Source organism: Pseudoalteromonas sp. T1lg65 (assembly GCF_051930985.1).
GTDB lineage: Bacteria > Pseudomonadota > Gammaproteobacteria > Enterobacterales > Alteromonadaceae > Pseudoalteromonas.
In genome coordinates, this window is record NZ_CP196837.1 from 2,626,657 (window position 1) to 2,646,145 (window position 19,489).

General features: G+C 42.3%; 21 protein-coding genes. 6 read left to right on the plus strand and 15 right to left on the minus strand.

What is annotated here, in order from left to right; translation table 11 throughout:
- Position 1: 1 nt before the first annotated feature.
- From ACSLBF_RS11525 to pspA, 15 genes are all read right to left on the minus strand, one after another.
- A complete protein-coding gene (locus ACSLBF_RS11525) occupies positions 2-607 on the minus strand; it encodes an energy transducer TonB (protein WP_440053540.1) in 606 nt (201 codons plus the stop codon).
- Positions 607-1,011, minus strand: a complete 405-nt coding sequence (locus ACSLBF_RS11530; protein WP_440053541.1) for an ExbD/TolR family protein — start codon at positions 1,009-1,011, stop codon at positions 607-609. The genes ACSLBF_RS11525 and ACSLBF_RS11530 overlap by 1 nt, the downstream gene beginning before the upstream one ends.
- 14 nt (positions 1,012-1,025) lie before the next feature.
- Positions 1,026-1,550 carry a MotA/TolQ/ExbB proton channel family protein gene (locus tag ACSLBF_RS11535; protein ID WP_440053542.1) on the minus strand — a complete coding sequence of 175 codons (525 nt, stop codon included), beginning with the start codon at positions 1,548-1,550 and terminating at the stop codon, positions 1,026-1,028.
- Positions 1,550-2,914: a MotA/TolQ/ExbB proton channel family protein gene (locus tag ACSLBF_RS11540; protein ID WP_440053543.1), complete on the minus strand. Its 1,365-nt coding sequence runs from the start codon at positions 2,912-2,914 to the stop codon at positions 1,550-1,552. The genes ACSLBF_RS11535 and ACSLBF_RS11540 overlap by 1 nt, the downstream gene beginning before the upstream one ends.
- 6 nt (positions 2,915-2,920) lie before the next feature.
- Positions 2,921-3,691: a DUF3450 domain-containing protein gene (locus tag ACSLBF_RS11545; protein WP_440053544.1), complete on the minus strand. Its 771-nt coding sequence runs from the start codon at positions 3,689-3,691 to the stop codon at positions 2,921-2,923.
- A gap of 385 nt (positions 3,692-4,076) precedes the next feature.
- Entirely contained in the window at positions 4,077-4,739 is a 663-nt protein-coding gene (locus tag ACSLBF_RS11550) for a CatA-like O-acetyltransferase (protein WP_440053545.1), read from the minus strand.
- A 48-nt stretch (positions 4,740-4,787) separates the two neighbouring features.
- Positions 4,788-5,828 carry a Leu/Phe/Val dehydrogenase gene (locus ACSLBF_RS11555; RefSeq protein ID WP_440053546.1) on the minus strand — a complete coding sequence of 347 codons (1,041 nt, stop codon included), beginning with the start codon at positions 5,826-5,828 and terminating at the stop codon, positions 4,788-4,790.
- A 506-nt stretch (positions 5,829-6,334) separates the two neighbouring features.
- Positions 6,335-6,679 carry a 4a-hydroxytetrahydrobiopterin dehydratase gene (locus ACSLBF_RS11560; protein ID WP_440053547.1) on the minus strand — a complete coding sequence of 115 codons (345 nt, stop codon included), beginning with the start codon at positions 6,677-6,679 and terminating at the stop codon, positions 6,335-6,337.
- Between the two features lie 9 nt (positions 6,680-6,688).
- Positions 6,689-7,486, minus strand: a complete 798-nt coding sequence (phhA, locus tag ACSLBF_RS11565; RefSeq protein ID WP_440053548.1) for a phenylalanine 4-monooxygenase — start codon at positions 7,484-7,486, stop codon at positions 6,689-6,691.
- A 270-nt stretch (positions 7,487-7,756) separates the two neighbouring features.
- Positions 7,757-8,935, minus strand: coding sequence for a trans-sulfuration enzyme family protein (locus ACSLBF_RS11570; protein WP_440053549.1), 1,179 nt, complete (start codon positions 8,933-8,935; stop codon positions 7,757-7,759).
- A gap of 154 nt (positions 8,936-9,089) precedes the next feature.
- A complete protein-coding gene (locus tag ACSLBF_RS11575) occupies positions 9,090-10,103 on the minus strand; it encodes a TIGR01620 family protein (RefSeq protein ID WP_440053550.1) in 1,014 nt (337 codons plus the stop codon).
- Positions 10,100-11,512, minus strand: coding sequence for a YcjX family protein (locus ACSLBF_RS11580; RefSeq protein WP_440053551.1), 1,413 nt, complete (start codon positions 11,510-11,512; stop codon positions 10,100-10,102). The genes ACSLBF_RS11575 and ACSLBF_RS11580 overlap by 4 nt, the downstream gene beginning before the upstream one ends.
- Before the next feature lie 48 nt (positions 11,513-11,560).
- A complete protein-coding gene (gene pspC / locus ACSLBF_RS11585) occupies positions 11,561-11,959 on the minus strand; it encodes an envelope stress response membrane protein PspC (protein ID WP_440053552.1) in 399 nt (132 codons plus the stop codon).
- The gene (pspB, locus tag ACSLBF_RS11590) at positions 11,956-12,189 is read right to left on the minus strand and encodes an envelope stress response membrane protein PspB (protein WP_440053553.1); all 234 of its coding nucleotides are present in this window, start codon (positions 12,187-12,189) and stop codon (positions 11,956-11,958) included. The genes pspC and pspB overlap by 4 nt, the downstream gene beginning before the upstream one ends.
- A gap of 78 nt (positions 12,190-12,267) precedes the next feature.
- Positions 12,268-12,927 (minus strand): phage shock protein PspA, encoded by a 660-nt coding sequence (pspA, locus tag ACSLBF_RS11595; protein ID WP_440053554.1) that lies wholly within the window; start codon positions 12,925-12,927, stop codon positions 12,268-12,270.
- Positions 12,928-13,110: 183 nt separating this feature from the next.
- On the opposite strand from pspA, the gene pspF reads away from it, so the two are divergent.
- The 6 genes from pspF to ACSLBF_RS11625 are packed head-to-tail and all read left to right on the plus strand — an operon-like array spanning position 13,111 to position 19,479.
- Positions 13,111-14,199, plus strand: a complete 1,089-nt coding sequence (pspF, locus tag ACSLBF_RS11600; RefSeq protein WP_440053555.1) for a phage shock protein operon transcriptional activator — start codon at positions 13,111-13,113, stop codon at positions 14,197-14,199.
- Between the two features lie 2 nt (positions 14,200-14,201).
- The gene (locus ACSLBF_RS11605) at positions 14,202-15,809 is read left to right on the plus strand and encodes an ABC transporter substrate-binding protein (protein ID WP_440053556.1); all 1,608 of its coding nucleotides are present in this window, start codon (positions 14,202-14,204) and stop codon (positions 15,807-15,809) included.
- A gap of 2 nt (positions 15,810-15,811) precedes the next feature.
- On the plus strand, positions 15,812-16,846 hold the full coding sequence (locus ACSLBF_RS11610; protein WP_440053557.1) for an ABC transporter permease: 1,035 nt from the start codon (positions 15,812-15,814) through the stop codon (positions 16,844-16,846).
- Positions 16,833-17,726, plus strand: a complete 894-nt coding sequence (locus ACSLBF_RS11615) for an ABC transporter permease subunit (RefSeq protein ID WP_440053558.1) — start codon at positions 16,833-16,835, stop codon at positions 17,724-17,726. Before ACSLBF_RS11610 ends, ACSLBF_RS11615 begins: the two co-directional genes overlap by 14 nt.
- Positions 17,726-18,733 (plus strand): peptide ABC transporter ATP-binding protein, encoded by a 1,008-nt coding sequence (locus ACSLBF_RS11620; RefSeq protein ID WP_440053559.1) that lies wholly within the window; start codon positions 17,726-17,728, stop codon positions 18,731-18,733. Before ACSLBF_RS11615 ends, ACSLBF_RS11620 begins: the two co-directional genes overlap by 1 nt.
- Positions 18,718-19,479: an ATP-binding cassette domain-containing protein gene (locus tag ACSLBF_RS11625; RefSeq protein ID WP_440053560.1), complete on the plus strand. Its 762-nt coding sequence runs from the start codon at positions 18,718-18,720 to the stop codon at positions 19,477-19,479. Before ACSLBF_RS11620 ends, ACSLBF_RS11625 begins: the two co-directional genes overlap by 16 nt.
- Positions 19,480-19,489 lie beyond the last annotated feature (10 nt).

Consider the following 19,489-nt stretch of genomic DNA (forward strand, 5'->3'; position numbering starts at 1 on the left):
CTTAATCTTGGTTCAACGTGAAATCGAGTTGAACGGTGATACCTGGTTGTTTCTGTGGCTTACCATCAACAATCTTAGGGCGGTACTTCCACTTACGCAGAGCTCGCTTTGCTTCGCGGTCAAAGATCCGCTTAGGTTCAGCATCGATTACTTCGACATCTTCTACTTCACCAACCTCGTTGATAGTGAATGAAAGACGAACCCAACCTTCTTTGCCGTCACGTGCTGCTTGAGGTGGATATTTAGGGTCAATTCGAACGATTGGTGTTGCATCACCATCGCGACCGAAACCACCCGGTCCAGAAATACCACCTGCTGTTCCGCCTAAATCGATAGACGGCATGTTAAAGCCAATAGCACCCACAGACGGATCAGCCACATCTGGTTGAGGCGGCTGCTTTGGCGGTGGCGGCGGCGGAGGCGGAGGCGGGACACGCTTCCGCTGCTGCACCTTAGATTCAGGTGGATTCGACATAATCTCGACCACGATTTGTTCTTTTTTCTCGTCAGCCCTATCTGCTCCTCCGGAGATCAGATATGACATAAAAAAGAACAAGCCGAGAGTTACTGCCCCACCTGCTAGAAGTGAAAACAGAAGTCGAATCATTACTTGTCTCCAGCAATTGAAATCTTCAGGTTATCGCCTGTTGCTTTGATTTGGTCCATAACTTTTACAACCACGCCGTGCTTCGCACCTTCATCAGCTTGAATAATTACGACATCAGTTGGCTGCTCAGCCATTAGACTTTCTAGGTTTGCACTTACACGTTCCACGTCTACTTGACGCTTATCCATCCAGATTTCACCATTTTCACGAATTGCGATGAAGATGTTAGAATTCTTTTTGGTTTGTGCCTGTGCCGCTTTAGGCTTATTAACCTCTATACCAGCTTCTTTAACGAAAGAAGTGGTTACGATGAAGAAGATCAACATGATGAATACGATGTCTAGCATCGGCGTCATATCTACTGCTGCATCTTCGTCCTCACGAAAACGTTGTTTACGTGCCATAGTTCAATCTCTCTCTAGTGATGAGGCAAGCTATCAATTAGCTTTTCTTTAGCAATCTTAGCGCGAGCTTCAAGACGCGTGCTAAAGAATACACCTGATAGTGCCGCAACCATTCCAGCCATTGTTGGTATCGTAGCCATTGAAATGCCCGAAGCCATCAATCTCGCGTTACCCGTACCTTGGGTAGCCATCGTTTCAAATACTGTGATCATACCTGTCACTGTACCTAAAAGACCGATTAATGGACACATAGCAACCAATGTTTTGATAATCAACATGCGCTCATCTAATTTTTCAGACGCTTCAGAAATCCATGCATCGCGGATTCTGTGTGCGTACCAAGACGTAGTATCTTGGCGGGCGTCCCACTTTTTGACGATTTCTCTATGAATCTTAGGAAATTCGCCCAGTAGGAACCAATAGCGCTCAATCATTAAAACCCACATTAGAAAGAGTGCTATTGCGACCACGTATAATACATCGCCGCCTGTAGCAACAAAATCCCTGATAGATTCCCATACCTCCATCAGGACTAACATTAGGCTTTCTCCTTCTCCGCGTGAGCGGCAACTATACCTGCACTTTGCTCATCTAGGATATGTAGAACCGCTTTACTACGACCAGCAACAATAGCGTGAAGTAGGATTAGAGGTAGAGCTGCAATTAGACCTAGAGCTGTTGTTACTAGCGCTAGAGAGATGTTACCAGCCATTAGCTTAGGATCACCCGTACCGTGTAGTGTGATTGACTCAAACGTCATGATCATACCTACAACTGTACCAAGAAGACCTAGTAGTGGAGCGATAGCAGCAAGAATCTTGATGATATTTACACCCATTTCGATACGAGGTGTTTCGCGCAAGATCGCTTCGTCAAGTTTAAGCTCAAGGTTTTCAACATCTTGGTCTCTGTTGTCATGATAAACCTTCAAGATACGGCCAAGTGGATTGTTTGTGTTTGGATTATTTGCGTTTTTAACCTGCGCTTTGATTTTCGAACCAACAACTAGCAAGTCGATCATACGAACTACTGCGATAAGTGCACCAAGTACAAGTAATGCTGTGATGATGTAACCTACTGTGTCACCTTGGTGCCAACGTTCTTCGTTAGTTGCACGTTGAGTATTCAACTGAAGCAATGAGCCACGAGTTGGATCAACAGAGAACTTAACATACTGGTCTGAAGAAGCACCTAATAGACGCTCTACACCTGCCAGCTCAGATGAACCAGGCTGCTTACCAAGTGGAACAATTTTCTGGTTTTCAGAGTCGTAGATAACATAACCATCTTTAGTAACTAGGTTAAAGTTACCAACACGAGTTACTTGTTTAACGTTGATGTCACCGCTTAGCTCAGCGACTTCAGCTTCGAAAGTTGAAACCTTAGCTGACTCAGTCATCTCTGTTTGGAATGCAATCCAAAGCTCTTCAAGTTCACGAGTAGTTGGAAGCTCTTTTGCTTCAGCTAGTGAACGTAAAACTTCTGCACGTCCAGGCTTTTCAGCGCTAACTAGTGATGCTTCGATTGAACCGATAGCATCTGCAGCAGAACGACGAACAACACCGAACATCTCACCAAGTGTACCTGAAGCATTTTCAAGCTCGACTTCTTTTTCTGCAAGTGTGATTTCGTTTTGTTTGAATTGCTCATTTAAACGAACACCGCGTGCTTTTTCAGCTGCAAGGTCACGTTTTGCTTTGTTTAAAAGCGCTTGTTTGTCAGCACGATCAGATAAAAACTCTTGCTCACGCTGTTTATTGATTTTTCCTTCAGAGATACGAGTTTGTTTAACTTGTTCAAGGATCTTATCAAGCTCTTGTGTATTTGCATGTGCATTCAACGCGGCGCCAGCAGAAACTGATAACACAGCAGCAACAGCAAAACCTTTAAATAGTTTCTTCATGTTTAATTACTCCGCGCCAAAAATTGGAAGTTCTACCAGATCAGGAGCCGCTTGCTTACGAGCAATACGGATCATGCTTTTAACTGGCTTCAAGTACTCTTCACCCAGCTCTTCCCACTGTCTAGCAGAGTTATTCCAAACCCAAGCACGTTTTTGGTCGAATGACTGTGCAACATATGCAATACGACCTAGGCGAGCATAGTCAACGTTGATGTTCTTACCGCTCATTTCTAGAGAACCTTGGTCAGCAACCATTGTTGTGCTGTAACTTGTTTCAATAGTGTAAGACTCTAATACCTGACGGAATTTCTCTGAAGTAGTAACAGAAGAATTATCCATAAGGTCTCTAAGCTTTTCAACGCGCTCTAGACGAGTTTCTAAGTTGAACGGAACGTCCGCTTTGATGAATTGCTCAAGCGTATCGATCATGCGATACATCAAAGGCACAACGTTCTGCTTAGTTTTGTCGATTGTGTTGATTTGACGCTGTAAAGACTCAATACCAGCGTTCTGGTCAGCTACCAAACGTGCAACGTGATCGTTGTACACTTTCAGTAGTTCAGTTTCATCTACAACGGCGCGGTATTCCGCGATCATCTCTTGAGACTGACCAAAGATTTTATCAACCTTTTCCTGAGACTTTTTAGCAGCCGTTTGAGTTTGTTGACCTACTTTTTGTATGTCATTCAAAGGATCTGCAATCACATTGCTGCTTGCAATTGCTGCCGCACCGAAAAGTGCTGAAGCTACAAGACTCTTTCTGATTTTAACAGACATAGTTCCCAACCAATTAAGTAATGTTACTTTTATAATTTTCGCGCCCTCCACATTAGTGGGAGAGCAACCCGGATATCAATTGACAGATATCAACTGTCCAATAATGCTAAATGCAACACGATGTGTCAACTTCACTGAGAAAACAATTTTATTTCAGCAGAACATAATAAATAGTTATAAAACATAAAATTAACATGAGAAACACAGCAAGTAATATTCCCCTGTTGCAAATCCAACTTTCGTTTGTTTTCGTTTACATTCTTTCACTAAAAAACCGTTTAAATAAATCCAACGTATAGCGAGCATACACGCAGTGAATTGCAAAAATACTGAACGAAAAACACATTGCATATATAACAACAATAAATTTAGTAGTTTTTCTGCTCTACATCGTTAAATCTAGATAAGGGCATTCAAAATTTGTTACTTTTTCCTTAAGCATTTCTACAAATTCTGAAACATGTAAACCATCCATCAGTGCATGGTGTACTTCAATGCACACAGGAATAGTCCCATCCGCTTTGTTAAACTGTCCAAGAACTAGCTTTGGTATTCCGCTGTCATCTCTGTTTGCTCGAGCATGCGAAAAAGATGTGAACGTTAACCAAGGGAGAATAGACACATGCACACAGTCTGGAACAGTGGCGCTTTGTGCGAATGCATCTGATAACAGGTTTAGCTCTATGCTTTCTGCTTTTATTCTTTGGTTAATCCTCACATAGTGAGCAAGATCGTCATCCCTCTCAAGTCTAGCAAAGCGAAAGCTGTTGTCAGTATCGCGTAAAAAAATAGTGCTTATGGTAACTTGCTCATATTCATAAACTTCATCTCCTTCTATTCGTAGACGCATTGGCGCATAACAATCAATAGCACGTTGCAAGACATAAAGACAGCACATCGAGAAAGGAATGCCATGTAACTGACTAAGACGAAATACTTTCTCAATATTAATGTTGGTGGTTATCGTGAAATAAGGTTGTTCAAAATCTCTGTAGAAGCTGAAATGTTCAGCTCTCGCCCAGTCGGTTTTTAAAATATGTTTTTTCATACACAAAAAAGGGGGCAAAGCCCCCTAGTTACAAAATGCCTGCGAATATTATAGACCGTTTTCTATAATTTCCTGTGCAAGTTCATCCGCAATTAGATGTGTTGATTTTTGCTCTTGCTCTGAACGCTTGAAAATCTCGGTCAACGTATCGTAAATACCTTCAACGTGTTTTGTAGAAGCCGCTTTGTCATAGCCTTCAGGCTTGGTTTCATAGTAGACGTTGATGATTCCGCCGGCATTGATCACGTAGTCAGGGGCATACAAAATACCTTTCTCACGAATAATCTCACCGTGGCGAGACTCAGCAAGTTGATTGTTAGCACAACCAGCAATAATTTTCGCTTTTAGACGCGGAATTGTATCGTCGTTAACGGTTGCACCGAGTGCACAAGGCGCATACACATCGACATCCAAATCGTAGATTTCATCAATGCCAACAGCCGTAGCGTTAAAATCATTAACCACGCGCTGCACAGACTCTTCATTAATGTCAGTAACAAACAACTCTGCACCAGCTTCATGCAGATATTTACACAGCGTATAGGCCACAGCACCTAAGCCTTGTACAGACACTTTAATTCCGGCTAGATTTTCATGACCGAATTTGTGTTGAAAAGCGGCTTTAATACCCAAAAAAGTACCTAGCGCGGTAAATGGTGAAGGGTTTCCACTCTTACCTTCAAGTCCCATGACATAATTTGTTTCTTTGTGCATGATCATCACATCACCTGTAGTGATGTTTACATCTTCCGCTGAATAATAGCTACCGCCTAAACGGTCAAGATGCTTACCAAACGCTCTAAATAAGGCTTCAGACTTAATTTTTTTTGCATCACCTATGATCACTGATTTACCGCCACCGAAAGGTAATCTAGCAACCGCATTTTTAAAGGTCATTCCCTTGGACAATCTTAGTACATCGTATACTGCATCTTCATCAGAGGCATAGTTCCATAAACGACAGCCACCAACAGCAGGACCCAGCTTAGTGCTGTGAACTGCAATAATTGCCTTTAAGCCTGACGCTTCGTCAGAACAAAATACCACCTGTTCGTGGTTATCAAATTCAACTTGGTTAAATACAGCCACTTTCTTCTTCTCCAATTTAATTCGCCCCTAACGGGTTTCGATAGCGCTGAAAATTGGCAAGACTCTATCATTAAGTTTAGCTGCAATCCACAAATTGAGATGATCTTATCTCGTATTGTTTTATAAATAGATAAAAAATCCAAAATAAAAGAAAATATTTAAAAATTAAATTACAAACAAATAATAAAGGGGATATAAAATACCAAACAATCCAAAACTAACGATATTTATCTTTACGTAAACGTAAAGCAAAATAGTCATGTACGCAATAATTTACATGGCTACTGAAATTGAGGAGGTTTATGGCTTCAATTCGAAGTGTCGTCCCCTGAAAACAAAAAAGCCTCACTTGCTTAATAAGTGAGACTTTATTAGGTAAAGTGACTCAACCTAATAATTGTTAGGTCTAAATCGGCACTTTGAAATAATGAAAGTTTATCCTCCACCGTTTCAACGGATCGAAACCGTGTTATTGGATAACTTCACTTGGTTGTAACGGGTATGAGTTACAGAGAAGCAAATACATCATCGGTTTTAGCGGCGCAAACAAAGTCATTTTTATGCAACCCTTTAATGGAATGGCTCCACCAAGTTACGGTTACTTTACCCCATTCAGTCAACAAGCCAGGGTGGTGCCCTTCTTCTTCGGCCATGTCACCAACTTTATTAGTGAAAGCCATTGCTTGTTTGAAGTTTTTAAACTTAAAAACGCGCTCTAGTTGCATGATTCCGTCACGCACTTCTGGCACCCAATCTGGGATCTGCTTAATCAGAACGGCGAGCTCTTCATCTGATACTTTTGGCGCATCCGCACGACACGCTTCACATTTTTGTGCACTCAAATCAGACATGATAGGTCCTTAACTTGCTAGTTTTTCTTTTGGCGGAAATTTAGGTTCAAACAAACCTAGTTCTTTTGCTTTCTCAACTAATGACATGATATCCATTTTCGAAATATCAAACAGATCATTGATCGAACTTATTGTGTAGTAAATAGGTTGCATTATGTCTATACGGTAAGGTGTACGTAATACGTCTAATACTTCCAACGACTGGATTTCCGGCTTACCAGAATAAACGTATTGAGTCTCACCTGGGCTTGATAAAATACCGCCTCCGTAGATTCTTACACCGTCTTTGGTTTGCATCAAACCAAACTCAACGGTAAACCAATACAATCTTGCCAGATACACCCGGTCTTTCTTCTGTGCTGCGTAGCCTAGTTGACCATATTTATGCGTAAATTCAGCAAATGCGGGGTTGGTTAGCATAGCGCAATGACCAAATATTTCATGGAAAACATCAGGTTCTTGCAGATAATCGAACTCTTCTCTTGACCGAATGAAAGTGGCAACAGGGAACTGCTTATTCGCTAGCAGTCTGAAGAATTCATCAAAATCAATTAATGCGGGAACTGGCGCAACTTGCCAACCTGTTTCTTTTAGTAATACTTCGTTTAGCTCGCTAAGTTGTGGAATGCGATCTTGAGGCAGGTTTATCTTTTTCAAACCTTCAAGGTATTCGTCACAAGCTTTACCTTCAATGCACTTTAGTTGCCTTGCAACCAATTCAGACCAAATTTGATTTTCTTCATCAGTCCAAGCAATAAACCCGTTTTCATCCGGTTGCTTCGATACATATTTGCTTGCTTTAGCCATAGGTAAACCCTCTATTCACCACTCCTCGTTTAATTACCTTGCTTGGTAATATCAAGTCTCTTTTTATTTCGACTTGCTGATGCTTGGAGTGTTTATTTTGATATCTTCGATAGTAAGTAAAAGTGAATGAAAGTTTAATACTCACTGCAGTTATAAACATTTGCTCAACACTGATTTTTGTACACATTAATATACAAATAAGTACACATTAAATTACACCTAATAAAAAGGAGGGCTAAGCCCCCCTTCGATGTATAGCATGAATTACAGTTACAGCCTCTCAAATGCCTGTTGCAAATCTTCTATGATGTCTTCAACATCTTCTAGGCCCACGGAAATCCGGATTAAGCTATCTGAAATCCCCGCAGCTAAACGCTCTTCTTGCGTGTAAGGAGAGTGTGTCATCGAGGCTGGATGTTGGATCAGTGTTTCAGGATCTCCAAGACTGACGGCTAAAGTACATAACTGCGTTGCATTGATGAAGCGCTCACCATCTTCCAAAGTACCGTCAATTTCAAATGCAATCACGCCCCCTGCACCTTTCATCTGCTCGCCGAGATACTTATAGCCCGGATGCGATGGTAAGCCCGGATAATAGACCGCTTTCACTCGCGAATGAGACTCCAGAAACTCAGCGACTTTTTGAGCGCTCAGGCAATGTTTCTGAACTCGCAACGCTAGTGTTTTTAGCCCACGATTGATTAGCCAAGCATCATGTGGACTGATAGTTGCGCCGATATCCTTTAACACGGTCAGTTTAATGACTTCGATATCTTCTGCTGACCCACACACAATCCCAGCAACAACATCACCGTGACCGTTAAGATATTTGGTAGCGCTGTGGATGACGATGTCTGCACCGAACTGCTTGGGTTTTTGTAACAAAGGTGTCATAAACGTATTATCTACAACAAATTTCAACGTATGCTGCTTTGCAATCAAACCCAACATTTTTAGGTCTAATACCGTCATGTTTGGATTTATAGGTGTTTCAGCAAATAGCATTTTGGAATTGGGCTTTATGGCTTTTTTCAAAGCCTGTTCATCGGTGAGGTCGACAAAAGAAACCTCAATGCCAAACTTGGGCAACATGTGCGCAAATAGCGCAAAACTACACCCATAAAGAGCACTAGATGCGATGAGATGATCACCTTGCTGCAAGAAACTCAGTACCGAAGCAGATACAGCTCCCATACCTGTGGCCGTTGCAGCCGCGTCTTCCATCCCTTCTAACTGAGCAACCTTTTCTTCTAGTTCACGAGTTGTTGGGTTACCTAGCCGAGTGTAAATATATCCCGCTTCTTCACCAGCAAACCTTGCTGCACCTTGTGCGGCATTTTTAAATTTGAAGGTAGAACTTTGATAAAGTGGCGCAGTTAACGCACCGTGAGGATCATCGAAATGGTGAGGCCCATGGATACATTGGCTCTCATCTCTTAATTTTTTCATACTTGCCTGCTGATTGTAGTTATTACTTCTTGTTAACTAAGTATTCTACTTTTGCATAAATTGACAAGCATGCCAGATGTGGAGATGGCTAGAACGGTTTATTCCCCTGCACTTCTAGACCATCATTAATGTAAATCTTTGTTTCCGTTGATGCTTATGTTTTCTTAAGCAGCACTTTGCCCAGAGAGGTTATTGCGGTTTTTAGCATACTCTGTTTGTGTTCTAGCCTTGGTAGCGGACGACACAACTCCATCGCTTTGTAACCCAGTCGTGTAGTGAAGATACCCGCACTTAAGCCTTGAGCTGAACGCGCTGAGAGTTTACCTAACAGTTCAGCACCTAAACTGGTAGCAGCTAAGTCACTTACAAGCTCAGTCGCACCAACAAACACCATTTGTTTGAGTAATAAACGATATAAGTTAATTCGACTTCGGTAAGCAAGCTTTAAACCGTAATGTTCGCTGATCTTTTCCACCAGCACCACTCCGCGCCAAAGTACAGCTAGCATATCCACTAATGCCATCGGACTTAACGCGACTAATAAAGCAGAAGTGGTCGCATGTTCTTGTATTATTTTTTTGGCTTGCAGATCTTGTTCATTCAACACGGTTTGCTGGTATAGAGCGATTACTTCTTTGTCAGTGTGGTGGGGCTTTATCGCAGATTTAAACTTTTCAACAGGCTCTTTTGGCGCCGCCTTCAGCAATGGCGTTAACCACTTTTCAGCTTCACCTATCTGGTCACTTTCTAGTAACCTTTGTGCATCAGACCTAAGCTGTTGCTGTTTTTTTAATTTATTGAGCGCAAATATTTCTTTGATGAAAAAGCGTCCAGACAAGATCAGCGCCAACCCAGCAACGGTGCAATATAAACTAAATAGATACCAACTCTGCTGTGCACTCTCGATTAACGTCAGTACAAGCTCAACACATACCAACAGCAAAAATGAAACAAAAAAGCCCTGTTTCAAGCCGAACTTCCAGGGTTTTTGGTATATTTTTTCAATTTTTGGTAACGAGTCCTCTGCTAACTCGACCTCATCAACAAGAGCAACCATTGGGTTTTCGATTACTTTCCCTTTTGTTGGAGTATCATCTAAGTTAACTTCAGGCACATCTACATGAATGCGTCTACCCTGTGTATGGGGCTGTTTTTGTGGCTCGGTCATCTTAACTTATCTCCTATCAAGAATTGCAGAGCGTGATCAAGTCGGACGTGCTGTATGTTGCCTTGCTGTGCAGGAAATGGCTCAAAACTTAGAAATTCGTAACCATGCTCTGGCCATGAAGTTTTTGCCAACCTGTGTTCAGGAGGGGTTGGTGGTAAATAGGTAATATACTCCTGTTCTCCCGTTGGCCTACCATACACACAGTGCAAAGACTCACCTTGCTCTTTAACCACTCTCGCTTGGCTACACTTCACCGATGAAAGAGACATAGTGTCAACTTCAACACCTGAAAACTTTAATTCATTACAACTCTCTTGCACTATGTCATTTAGCAAGCGCGTCAAGTTGGTTTGAACATTAGCACTTACACTGTCACACTTATTGGCTGCAAACAGGACTTTATCTATCTTGGCGTTAAACAGCCTAGACAATAGCCCACTTTTGCCATGAGAAAACATTGCCAGAATCTGTTTTAAAGCTTGTTCTTGCTCACTAAATGTATCAAACCCATCATTTAAGCTGCCGAGCAGATCCACCAGAACAACTTGTCTATCAAACTGGCAAAAATAGTCTTTATAAAAAGGTAAAATCACCTGCTTTTTGTAAGCTTCAAATCGTTGCTGTAGTTGTTCGGCTTGGCTCCCCTCCTGGAGCTGTTCTGGCAAATCCGCAATTGGGAAAAACGCTAAGAGTGGTGCACCTTCTAAATCACCAGGGATCAAAGCTCGACCGGGCTGCAAATTAGATAACTGCGTTTGGTCTTTTAAGCTCATTAGCAGCTGCTGATATAGTACAGACAATCGTTTAAGTTCAGCCTCATCAACTGGCTGATTGATATCTAGTGATTTACTTTGCTCGATAAACTGACTCGCAAAAGGCTGATACTTAGGTTTATTGAACATGATAAATTGCTGCTCGCACCACTGCCGATAATCCATTTTCAGCATCGGAAGATCCATTAACCATTCTCCGGGATAGTCATACAACTCAAGATACAAGGTGTGTGTATCCGAAAAGTGCTGTTTCAAGCCGTGTTGACTATGATATTTAAACGCCAGTCTCAACGTGTTAATACGTTTGGTTGATTCAGGCCAGTGAGGTTGTGGAGCCATTAAGCTGCTTATCGCTTTCTGGTAGTCAAAGGTAGGGACTTGGAGCGCTTTTTGTGGTTCAGGTTTACAAGCGACCAAACGCCCTTCTCTAACTACGTCAAAAAATGGCAAGTTGTCTTCTGTAGCTTGTGTTGTTAAGTGTTTAATTAAAGCTGTAATGAAGGCTGTTTTGCCACTACCACTAAACCCTGTGACAGCTAATTTCACATGTCTATCTAGTGAACGATGGAGTGTTTTTTTGGCGTGTTGTTTTAGTTGCTCAATGGCTGGGGAAGAGGAAAAAAACTTTGATGTCATAACGAGCAGATCGCTCCTTGTTTTAGTGCTGAGGCGGAGCTACCCGCCTTACAGCTTGTCAATTTCTCTACTTACTGTGAATTCTGGTGAAGTCACATAGCGTTCCATGTTTTGGATTCTATCGTCTAGCTTAGACAGTCTGACTTTTAAATCAAACAAGGCTTGTCTTGGTGGCTCTCCTTTTTGCCAGACTTTGAATTTAACAGAGACAGGAATTTCCTCTGGTTGTTTACGCTCTGCGTGTGAAGATTCCTTTTTATCCAAAATAAACCAACAAGCAACATACACAACAATGAACAACGGACCACCTGATAGTAGTACTGCGGTAATAAACAAAATTCTCACCAACCAGAGTTCCATACCAAAGTAGTCACTCAGTCCCGCACATACACCTGCTATTTTTCCTCTTCTTGGGTCGCGATATAACTCGCCTTTGAATCTACTCATAGCTTGCGTCTCCATTGCGGTGATTCGCTGTCTAATAACGATTCAAGTGTTTCGACTCTTTCCGACATTTTTTCTGCTTTACTTGCAAGCTCAACCAACTGACGGTGTTCATGTTCACTAAGACCCTGACTCACTTGTTTTTTGCTACGGTAGTGCAATATCAACCATAGTGGTGCCACAACAACCATAAAAACGATAAGTGGGCCCATTAACATATCTAAATCAACCATAATTCAATCCTGCCTTCAACTCAGCTGTTATTATTTTAGTTGGTAAGCACCTACCTTAAAAGATAGGTGCCTTTAAGTTCACTTTTCAGCCATTTTCTTTTTCAGCTGCTCTAGTTCGTCATCGATTTTTTCATTTTTTTGCAAATCGGCAATCTCATCAGATAATGACTTTTTGCCTAAATCGTACGACTCAACTTGTGACTCTAAACCATCAATTTTGGTTTCAAATCGCTCAAATCGGGACAACGCATCATCAACCTTACTACTATCGAGCGCTTTTTTCACTTCTAGGCGCGATTCAGCTGAACGTTGACGCAACACAATCGCTTTTTGACGAGCTTTTGCATCTGCTAGTTTGTCTTGTAATGTACTCACTTCTTGCTGAAGCTTTTCAATATGAGTATCGACATGCTCTAGCTCTTTTTCTAGCGCAGCGACATCTTCTGACGCTTTTTGCTTCTCTATCAACGCGGCTCTTGCTAAGTCTTCACGCTCTTTGCTAAGGGCTAACTCTGCTTTTGCCTGCCAATCGTCGGACTGTGCTTTTAGCTGGTCTAAACGACGTCCCAACTCCTTTTTCTCAGCCAGTGTTTTTGCTGAGGTTGATCTTACTTCGACAAGTGTATCTTCCATCTCTTGGATAATAAGACGAACCATTTTTTCAGGATCTTCCGCTTTATCCAAAATTGCATTGATATTAGAATTCACTATGTCTGCAAAACGAGAGAAAATTCCCATAGTGTTTACCTCTTCAGTTAATAGCTAAATTGCTTACAGACTATGTATCAAATTACTTGCCAACTTTTCTTAAAAATAAAACATATATAAATCAAAGTGTTAATTCAAAAAAGAAAGCGCTTTAGTTCTGCAGCTTTTTAAAATACACTAGTAATTAGTTAAAAACACTAAGAGTTAGGCAATATGAGCCGTTTTCGTCAACAGGATAATCTTTTAGGCCAATCCGATAGCTTTTTGGCTGTCTTAGATAAGGTCTCACAACTCGCACCACTGGAAAAGCCAGTTCTCATTATCGGTGAGCGTGGTACTGGTAAGGAACTCATCGCTGCGCGATTGCATTACTTGTCAGAGCGATGGGATCAAGAGTATGTAAAGCTCAACTGCGCAGCGCTTAACGAAAACTTATTGGAAAGTGAACTTTTCGGTCACGAAAGTGGAGCTTTTACTGGTGCGAGTAAAAGGCATGAAGGCCGCTTTGAGCGAGCAAATGGTGGAACCCTGTTCTTAGACGAATTGGCTAACACCTCCGCCATGGTACAAGAAAAACTCTTACGAGTTATAGAATATGGCGAGTTTGAACGTGTGGGTGGCAAGCATACAGTCAAAGTTGATACTCGTTTGGTATGCGCTACCAATGAAGACTTGCCTACGTTGGCTGACGCTGGTGAATTTCGCCATGACTTGTTAGACCGACTCGCATTTGACGTTATCACGCTACCTCCACTTAGAGCCAGAAAAGAAGATATCTTATTGCTGGCTGAACATTTTGCTATCAATATGGCAAGAGATTTGGATTGGCAGTTATTCAGTGGATTTACCCGTAAAGCGACCGAACAATTGCTTGATTACCCTTGGCCAGGCAACATTCGCGAATTAAAAAATGTTGTCGAAAGAAGTCTGTATCGCCACGGCAATGATCAAATCCCAGTACATGAGATTATTTTCGATCCATTTTCTAGCCCGTTTAGGCCGTCACAAAGGATCAAAGTTCTAAAAACGCCGCCAGTGCCAGCCCCCCTGGAACCCAAAGAAAACCTCAATGTTGATAACACGGCACCGCCCAGCAGTGGGCCAGCTAGAACATTTACTTTCCCGTGCGATTTGAAAAACCTTTCTAATGAGTTTGAGATCGAACTGTTACAAAAAGCACTGGAATTTAGTCAATTTAATCAAAAGAAAACTGCACAAAACCTAGGTTTGACGTATCATCAGCTTAGAGGCTATTTGAAGAAATACAATCTGCTTGATCAAAACCAAAAACAAGAGGCATAGCGGTGCAAAAACTGTCCATTGGCGCGTTTCTCATACTCCTATTTGGCTGTAGCGATTACACGCCCAATAAAGTAAACGAAAAGTCCCGAGGTTTGGTGTACTGTGCAGAGGCGAATCCAGTAACTTTTAATCCCCAAGTTACTACCACGGGCTCTACCATAGACATCATAGCGAACCAGCTTTATGACACATTGATAAGCATCGATCCAAAAAGCGGCGAGTTTCGCCCAGAAATTGCGGAATCTTGGACTGTCAGTAATGACGGTAAGTCGTTCACTTTTTACCTGCGCAAAGATGTCGAATTTCACCACACCCACTATTTTACACCAACTAGGAAGTTAACTGCTGATGACGTGGTGTTTTCATTTAGTCGATTGTTTGATGTATATAATCCATTTCATTTTGTCGGCGATGCCACTTATCCATATTTCCAAAGTGTTGGATTAGATCAACTGATAAGACAAGTGCAAAAGGTAGATGACTACACCGTACGCTTTGAGCTCTTCAATGCTGAGAGTAGTTTTCTATCTAATATTTCGACGGATTTCGCTGTCATTTTGTCACAAGAGTACGCCCAACTACTCGCTAAAGAAGAGCGCAAGCAAGACCTTGATACCATTCCAATTGGCACAGGGCCATATAAATACCGGCAATTTCTACGAGACAACTTAATCCGCTATTATCGCAATGAACTGTACTGGAAACATCCGGTATTCATGGAACAACTGGTGTATGACATAACCGCAATTGGCACTAGCCGAATCGCAAAAATGCTGACCAAGGAATGCGATATTACTGCACATCCAAGCGCGACACAGTTGGAGGTTTTGGAAAAGCGGGCCGATATTAACGTAGAAAAAGCAGCCAATTTAAACATTGGTTACTGGGCATTTAATACGGAAAAAGCACCTTTTAATGACCCGATTGTCAGAAAAGCACTTGCTCATAGCGTCGATTTTGAAAAAATAATGCAGGCAGTTTTCTATAATAGTGGCGTACAAGCTCGGTCTATACTACCGCCCTCGTCTTGGGCATTTCAAGCCCAGCCAAACATGCCCGTTTACGATCCAGAAAAAGCTAAAGCGTTACTCGCCGAAGCTGGGCTCGCTGAGGGGTTCGAAATGACCTTGTGGGCTATGCCCGTATCACGTATCTACAATCCAAACGCGCGAAAAATGGCTGAATTAATTCAAAGAGATTTACGCGATATCGGTGTCAAAGCTCGCATTGTTGAATATGAGTGGAATACTTTTGTCGAGCGGGTTGGCAAACACGAACATGACAGCGTATTGCTAGGCTGGGCAGCTGACACGCCAGATCCAGATAATTTTTTCAGCCCTTTACTAAGCTGTACTGCAACATTCAGCGGCAAAAATCCTGCCAATTGGTGTAACCCAGAATTTGATTTATTGTTGACCAAAGCCCTAGATACAAATGACGCAGAACTCAGAAAGCACTTCTATCATCAAGCTCAAGCGATGGTGGTTGAGCTATTACCTTTGGTTCCTATTGCTCATGGACTGCGATTTCAAGCTGCACATACAGACATAAAAGACGTTTCGCTTAAGCCCTTTGGCGGCGTTTCGCTCGCTAAAGCAAGGAGAGAATAACCATGCTTGCGAAGTACCTGATAAGACGTTTGTCTCTATTATGTTTTATGCTAATTACATTAACGGTGTTCACTTTCTCACTGAACTACTTATTTCCCGGCGATTTGTTAGAAAATTTCAGTGGTGAAATTAATTCAACCTACGCACAGGCTCAGGCTTTATCGAAAAAGTACCATATTGAAGATAATCTCTTTACACAATACGGAGCATTCATAGAACGCATTTTATCTGGAGATTGGGGCCACTCCCTATCGTCAGGGGAACCCGTATTTGAACATGTCGTCAGATTATTCCCAGCAACACTGGAACTGTGTATCTATGCCTTAACGGTAGCCATTATTTTCGGCGTACCAAGTGGGGTCATCGCCAGCGCATATTATAAAAAGTGGCCTGATAAGATTATTAATTCCATGAGCCTTATGGGCTTTTCTATTCCGGTGTTTTGGTTAGCGTTGTTGCTGATTATGGCTTTTTGTTTGGGTCTAGGATTGTTTCCAATGTCCGGGCGAATAGGACTTTTATACGAAATAACGCCCGTTACTAATCTCATTTTAATAGATATAGGCTTACAAGGATTTCCGTATGGCGGTGCGGCATTTTGGGATGCGGTTCACCATTTAGCCTTACCAACTGTTGTGTTGGCAATGTACCCTACAACCGTTTTGATCCGTTTTACTAGAGACTCTATGCTTGAAGTATTAGAGCAGAACTATATTAAAACAGCTAGAGCAAAAGGCCTGAATCGCAGCCAGCTGATCCTTCACCACGCATTGCGCAACGCACTACTACCGGTGATAAAACAAATTGGCTTACAATTTAGTACCTTGATCACACTCGCTATGATCACTGAAGTTATTTTTTCATGGCCAGGTATCGGACGCTGGCTGATCGACAGTATTTATCAACGAGACTTTCCTGCTATTCAAGGTGGGTTGCTCGCAGTATCTTTTTTTGTGATCATCGCCAACATGCTGGCTGACCTTATTTATTCTTCTTTAGATCCGCTAGCAAGGAATCAGGCTCATGGCAAAATTTAATTTGTATAGTGAAGATTCCAATCGCTCTCCGCTCTTTCGACTGTGGCGGAAGTTCCGCTCAAACCATCCGGCACTGGTCGGCCTATGGCTGTTCAGCGCTTTGACAATCTTGGCTATTGTTGCGCCTTTGGTTTCTCCTTATGGCGTCAACCAACAACATGCAGATGCATTATTATTACCACCATCATGGCACCAAGCAGGTGACGTCCGTTTTATTCTTGGTACTGACGATTTAGGCCGAGATATTCTCTCTCGACTTATGAATGGCGCGACCTATACGTTTGGTTTATCGATCGTCGCAGCACTTGTAACCACATTACTAGGCGTTATTTTGGGGACTTTAGCTGGTAGTAGCAAAGGCCTTAAGTCAAGTATATTAAACCACCTGCTGGACATTACACTCGCTATCCCTTCACTGCTTCTGGCTATCATTATTATTGCCGTATTAGGACCCGGATTGATGAACACGGTTTGGGCAATCATTTTTGCCTTACTGCCACAGCATATTCATTCCATCAGAAACTTGGTCGTTAGCGAACTGAGTAAAGACTATATTATTGCGTTTAAACTTGATGGTGCGAGTCGATGGAAAATTCTGGTCCGTGGTATTCTCCCAAATATTTATGAGCACATTGTGGTTATTTTTACCATGGCCTTGTCGACAGCGATTTTGGATATTGCTGCTCTTGGCTTTCTTAAACTCGGCGCCCAACCCCCTTCAACAGAATGGGGCGCTATTTTAGCTGAAAATTTAAACCTAATATATCTTGCCCCATGGACCGTTGGGCTACCTGGTGTGCTGTTATTTCTCGCTGTTTTGTCCACAAACTTAGTGGGAGATGGACTACGCGAAGCACTAAAAAAACGTAAGGCTGACTGATGCAATTACTTGATATCAAAAACCTGACTATTGAGTTGCAAACCGAAGATGGGATTATTCGTGCCGTAGATAAAGTGAGCTTAAGTCTAAAAGAAGGCGAAGTTCATGCTTTGGTTGGCGAATCAGGCTCAGGAAAAAGCCTTATTGCGAAAGCGATTGTCGGTGTACTTAATACTCGATGGACCGTTACGGCTGATAGAATGCACTGGCGAGGTGTAGATTTAATGAGACTGTCGTCGGAAAAACGGCGAAAGTTGGTCAGCCAAGATATTGCCATGATTTATCAAGAGCCCAGTCGCAGCTTAGACCCCACCGCAACAATCTTTGATCAAGTCGCTGAATCTATCCCTGATAGCAGCTTAAAAGGCGGTTTCTTTGCCAAAAGAAAGGCACGAAAAGACAGAGTCCGGGCGTTGCTTCATAAAGCAGGGATTAGGGATGATAAAAAAATCTGTAATAGCTACCCTCACGAGCTCTCTGAGGGGCTTTGCCAAAAGATTATGATCGCAATGGCAATAGCCAGAAGCCCCAAATTACTTATTGCTGATGAGCCAACTACGGCTCTAGAAAGTACCGCCAGAGCTCAAGTATTTCGTTTACTAAAATCACTAAACCAGTTGAAAAACATGTCTATCTTAATGATTTCTCATGAACTTGAGGAAATATCAGACTGGTCTCATGCGATGCACGTTTTGTACTGCGGACAAATGGTTGAAGCAGGCCCAACTAATGTAATCTTTAACCGCCCATTACACCCTTATACGCAAGCGTTGGTAAAGAGCCTCCCCCATTTCGATCAAGGCATTGCTCACAAGCAACCTTTCTATGCTTTAAAGGGAACCATTCCACCATTACAGCATTTGCCTATCGGCTGCCGCTTAGGACCTCGCTGTCCCCAAGCTCAAAAGGAATGCGTCATTACACCAAGGCAGACGCGGTCTCATGGCCACAGCTATGCTTGCCATTTTCCACTTATTAAAGGAAAACAAAAATGCAACCCGTCTTAAAAGTGCAATCGCTTAACAAATCATATTCAGCAAGAGCCGGGTTACTCAAGCGCAAGTCAATTAAAGTCCTTAAGGATATCTCATTTGCTTTGGCGCCATATCAGACCATAGCCATCATCGGTGAAACGGGTGCTGGAAAAAGTACCCTTGCTAAAGTATTAGCAGGTGCGGATATCGCTGACTCTGGGCAAATCATCCTCAATGGCCAAACTATTGAGGATGATGGAGAAAGAGTTTCTGGATGCCGTACTATTAGGCTGATATTTCAAGATCCTACTCGTTCACTCAATCCAGGTCTTACGATTGGAGATATTCTTGATGATTGCTTGCAATTTAATACCGAGTTGACTGAAGAACAGAGAGAGAAAAAAATTAGAGCAACGCTCACGCTTGTCGGTTTGCTGAGTGAGCACTTTGATTATTATCCTCACATGTTTAGTGGCGGACAACTGCAGCGCGTCGCACTTGCACGCGCGTTAATATTAGATCCCAAAGTACTAGTGTTAGACGAGGCCTTATCATCCCTAGACCCCTCGGTTCGCGCTCAAACGGTTAACCTTTTATTAGAATTGCAAGAAGCAACTGGACTTGCTTACGTCCTTATTACCCATCATTTAAGTCTGGTTAGGCATATGAGTGATGAAATCTTGGTGCTAAATCGCGGGCGGGTCGTGGAGTATGGTCCTACAGAGGAAGTATTCACAAAACCAAAATCTAAGTCTATGCAAAGACTGCTTTCTGCCTAAATTTAGGCCT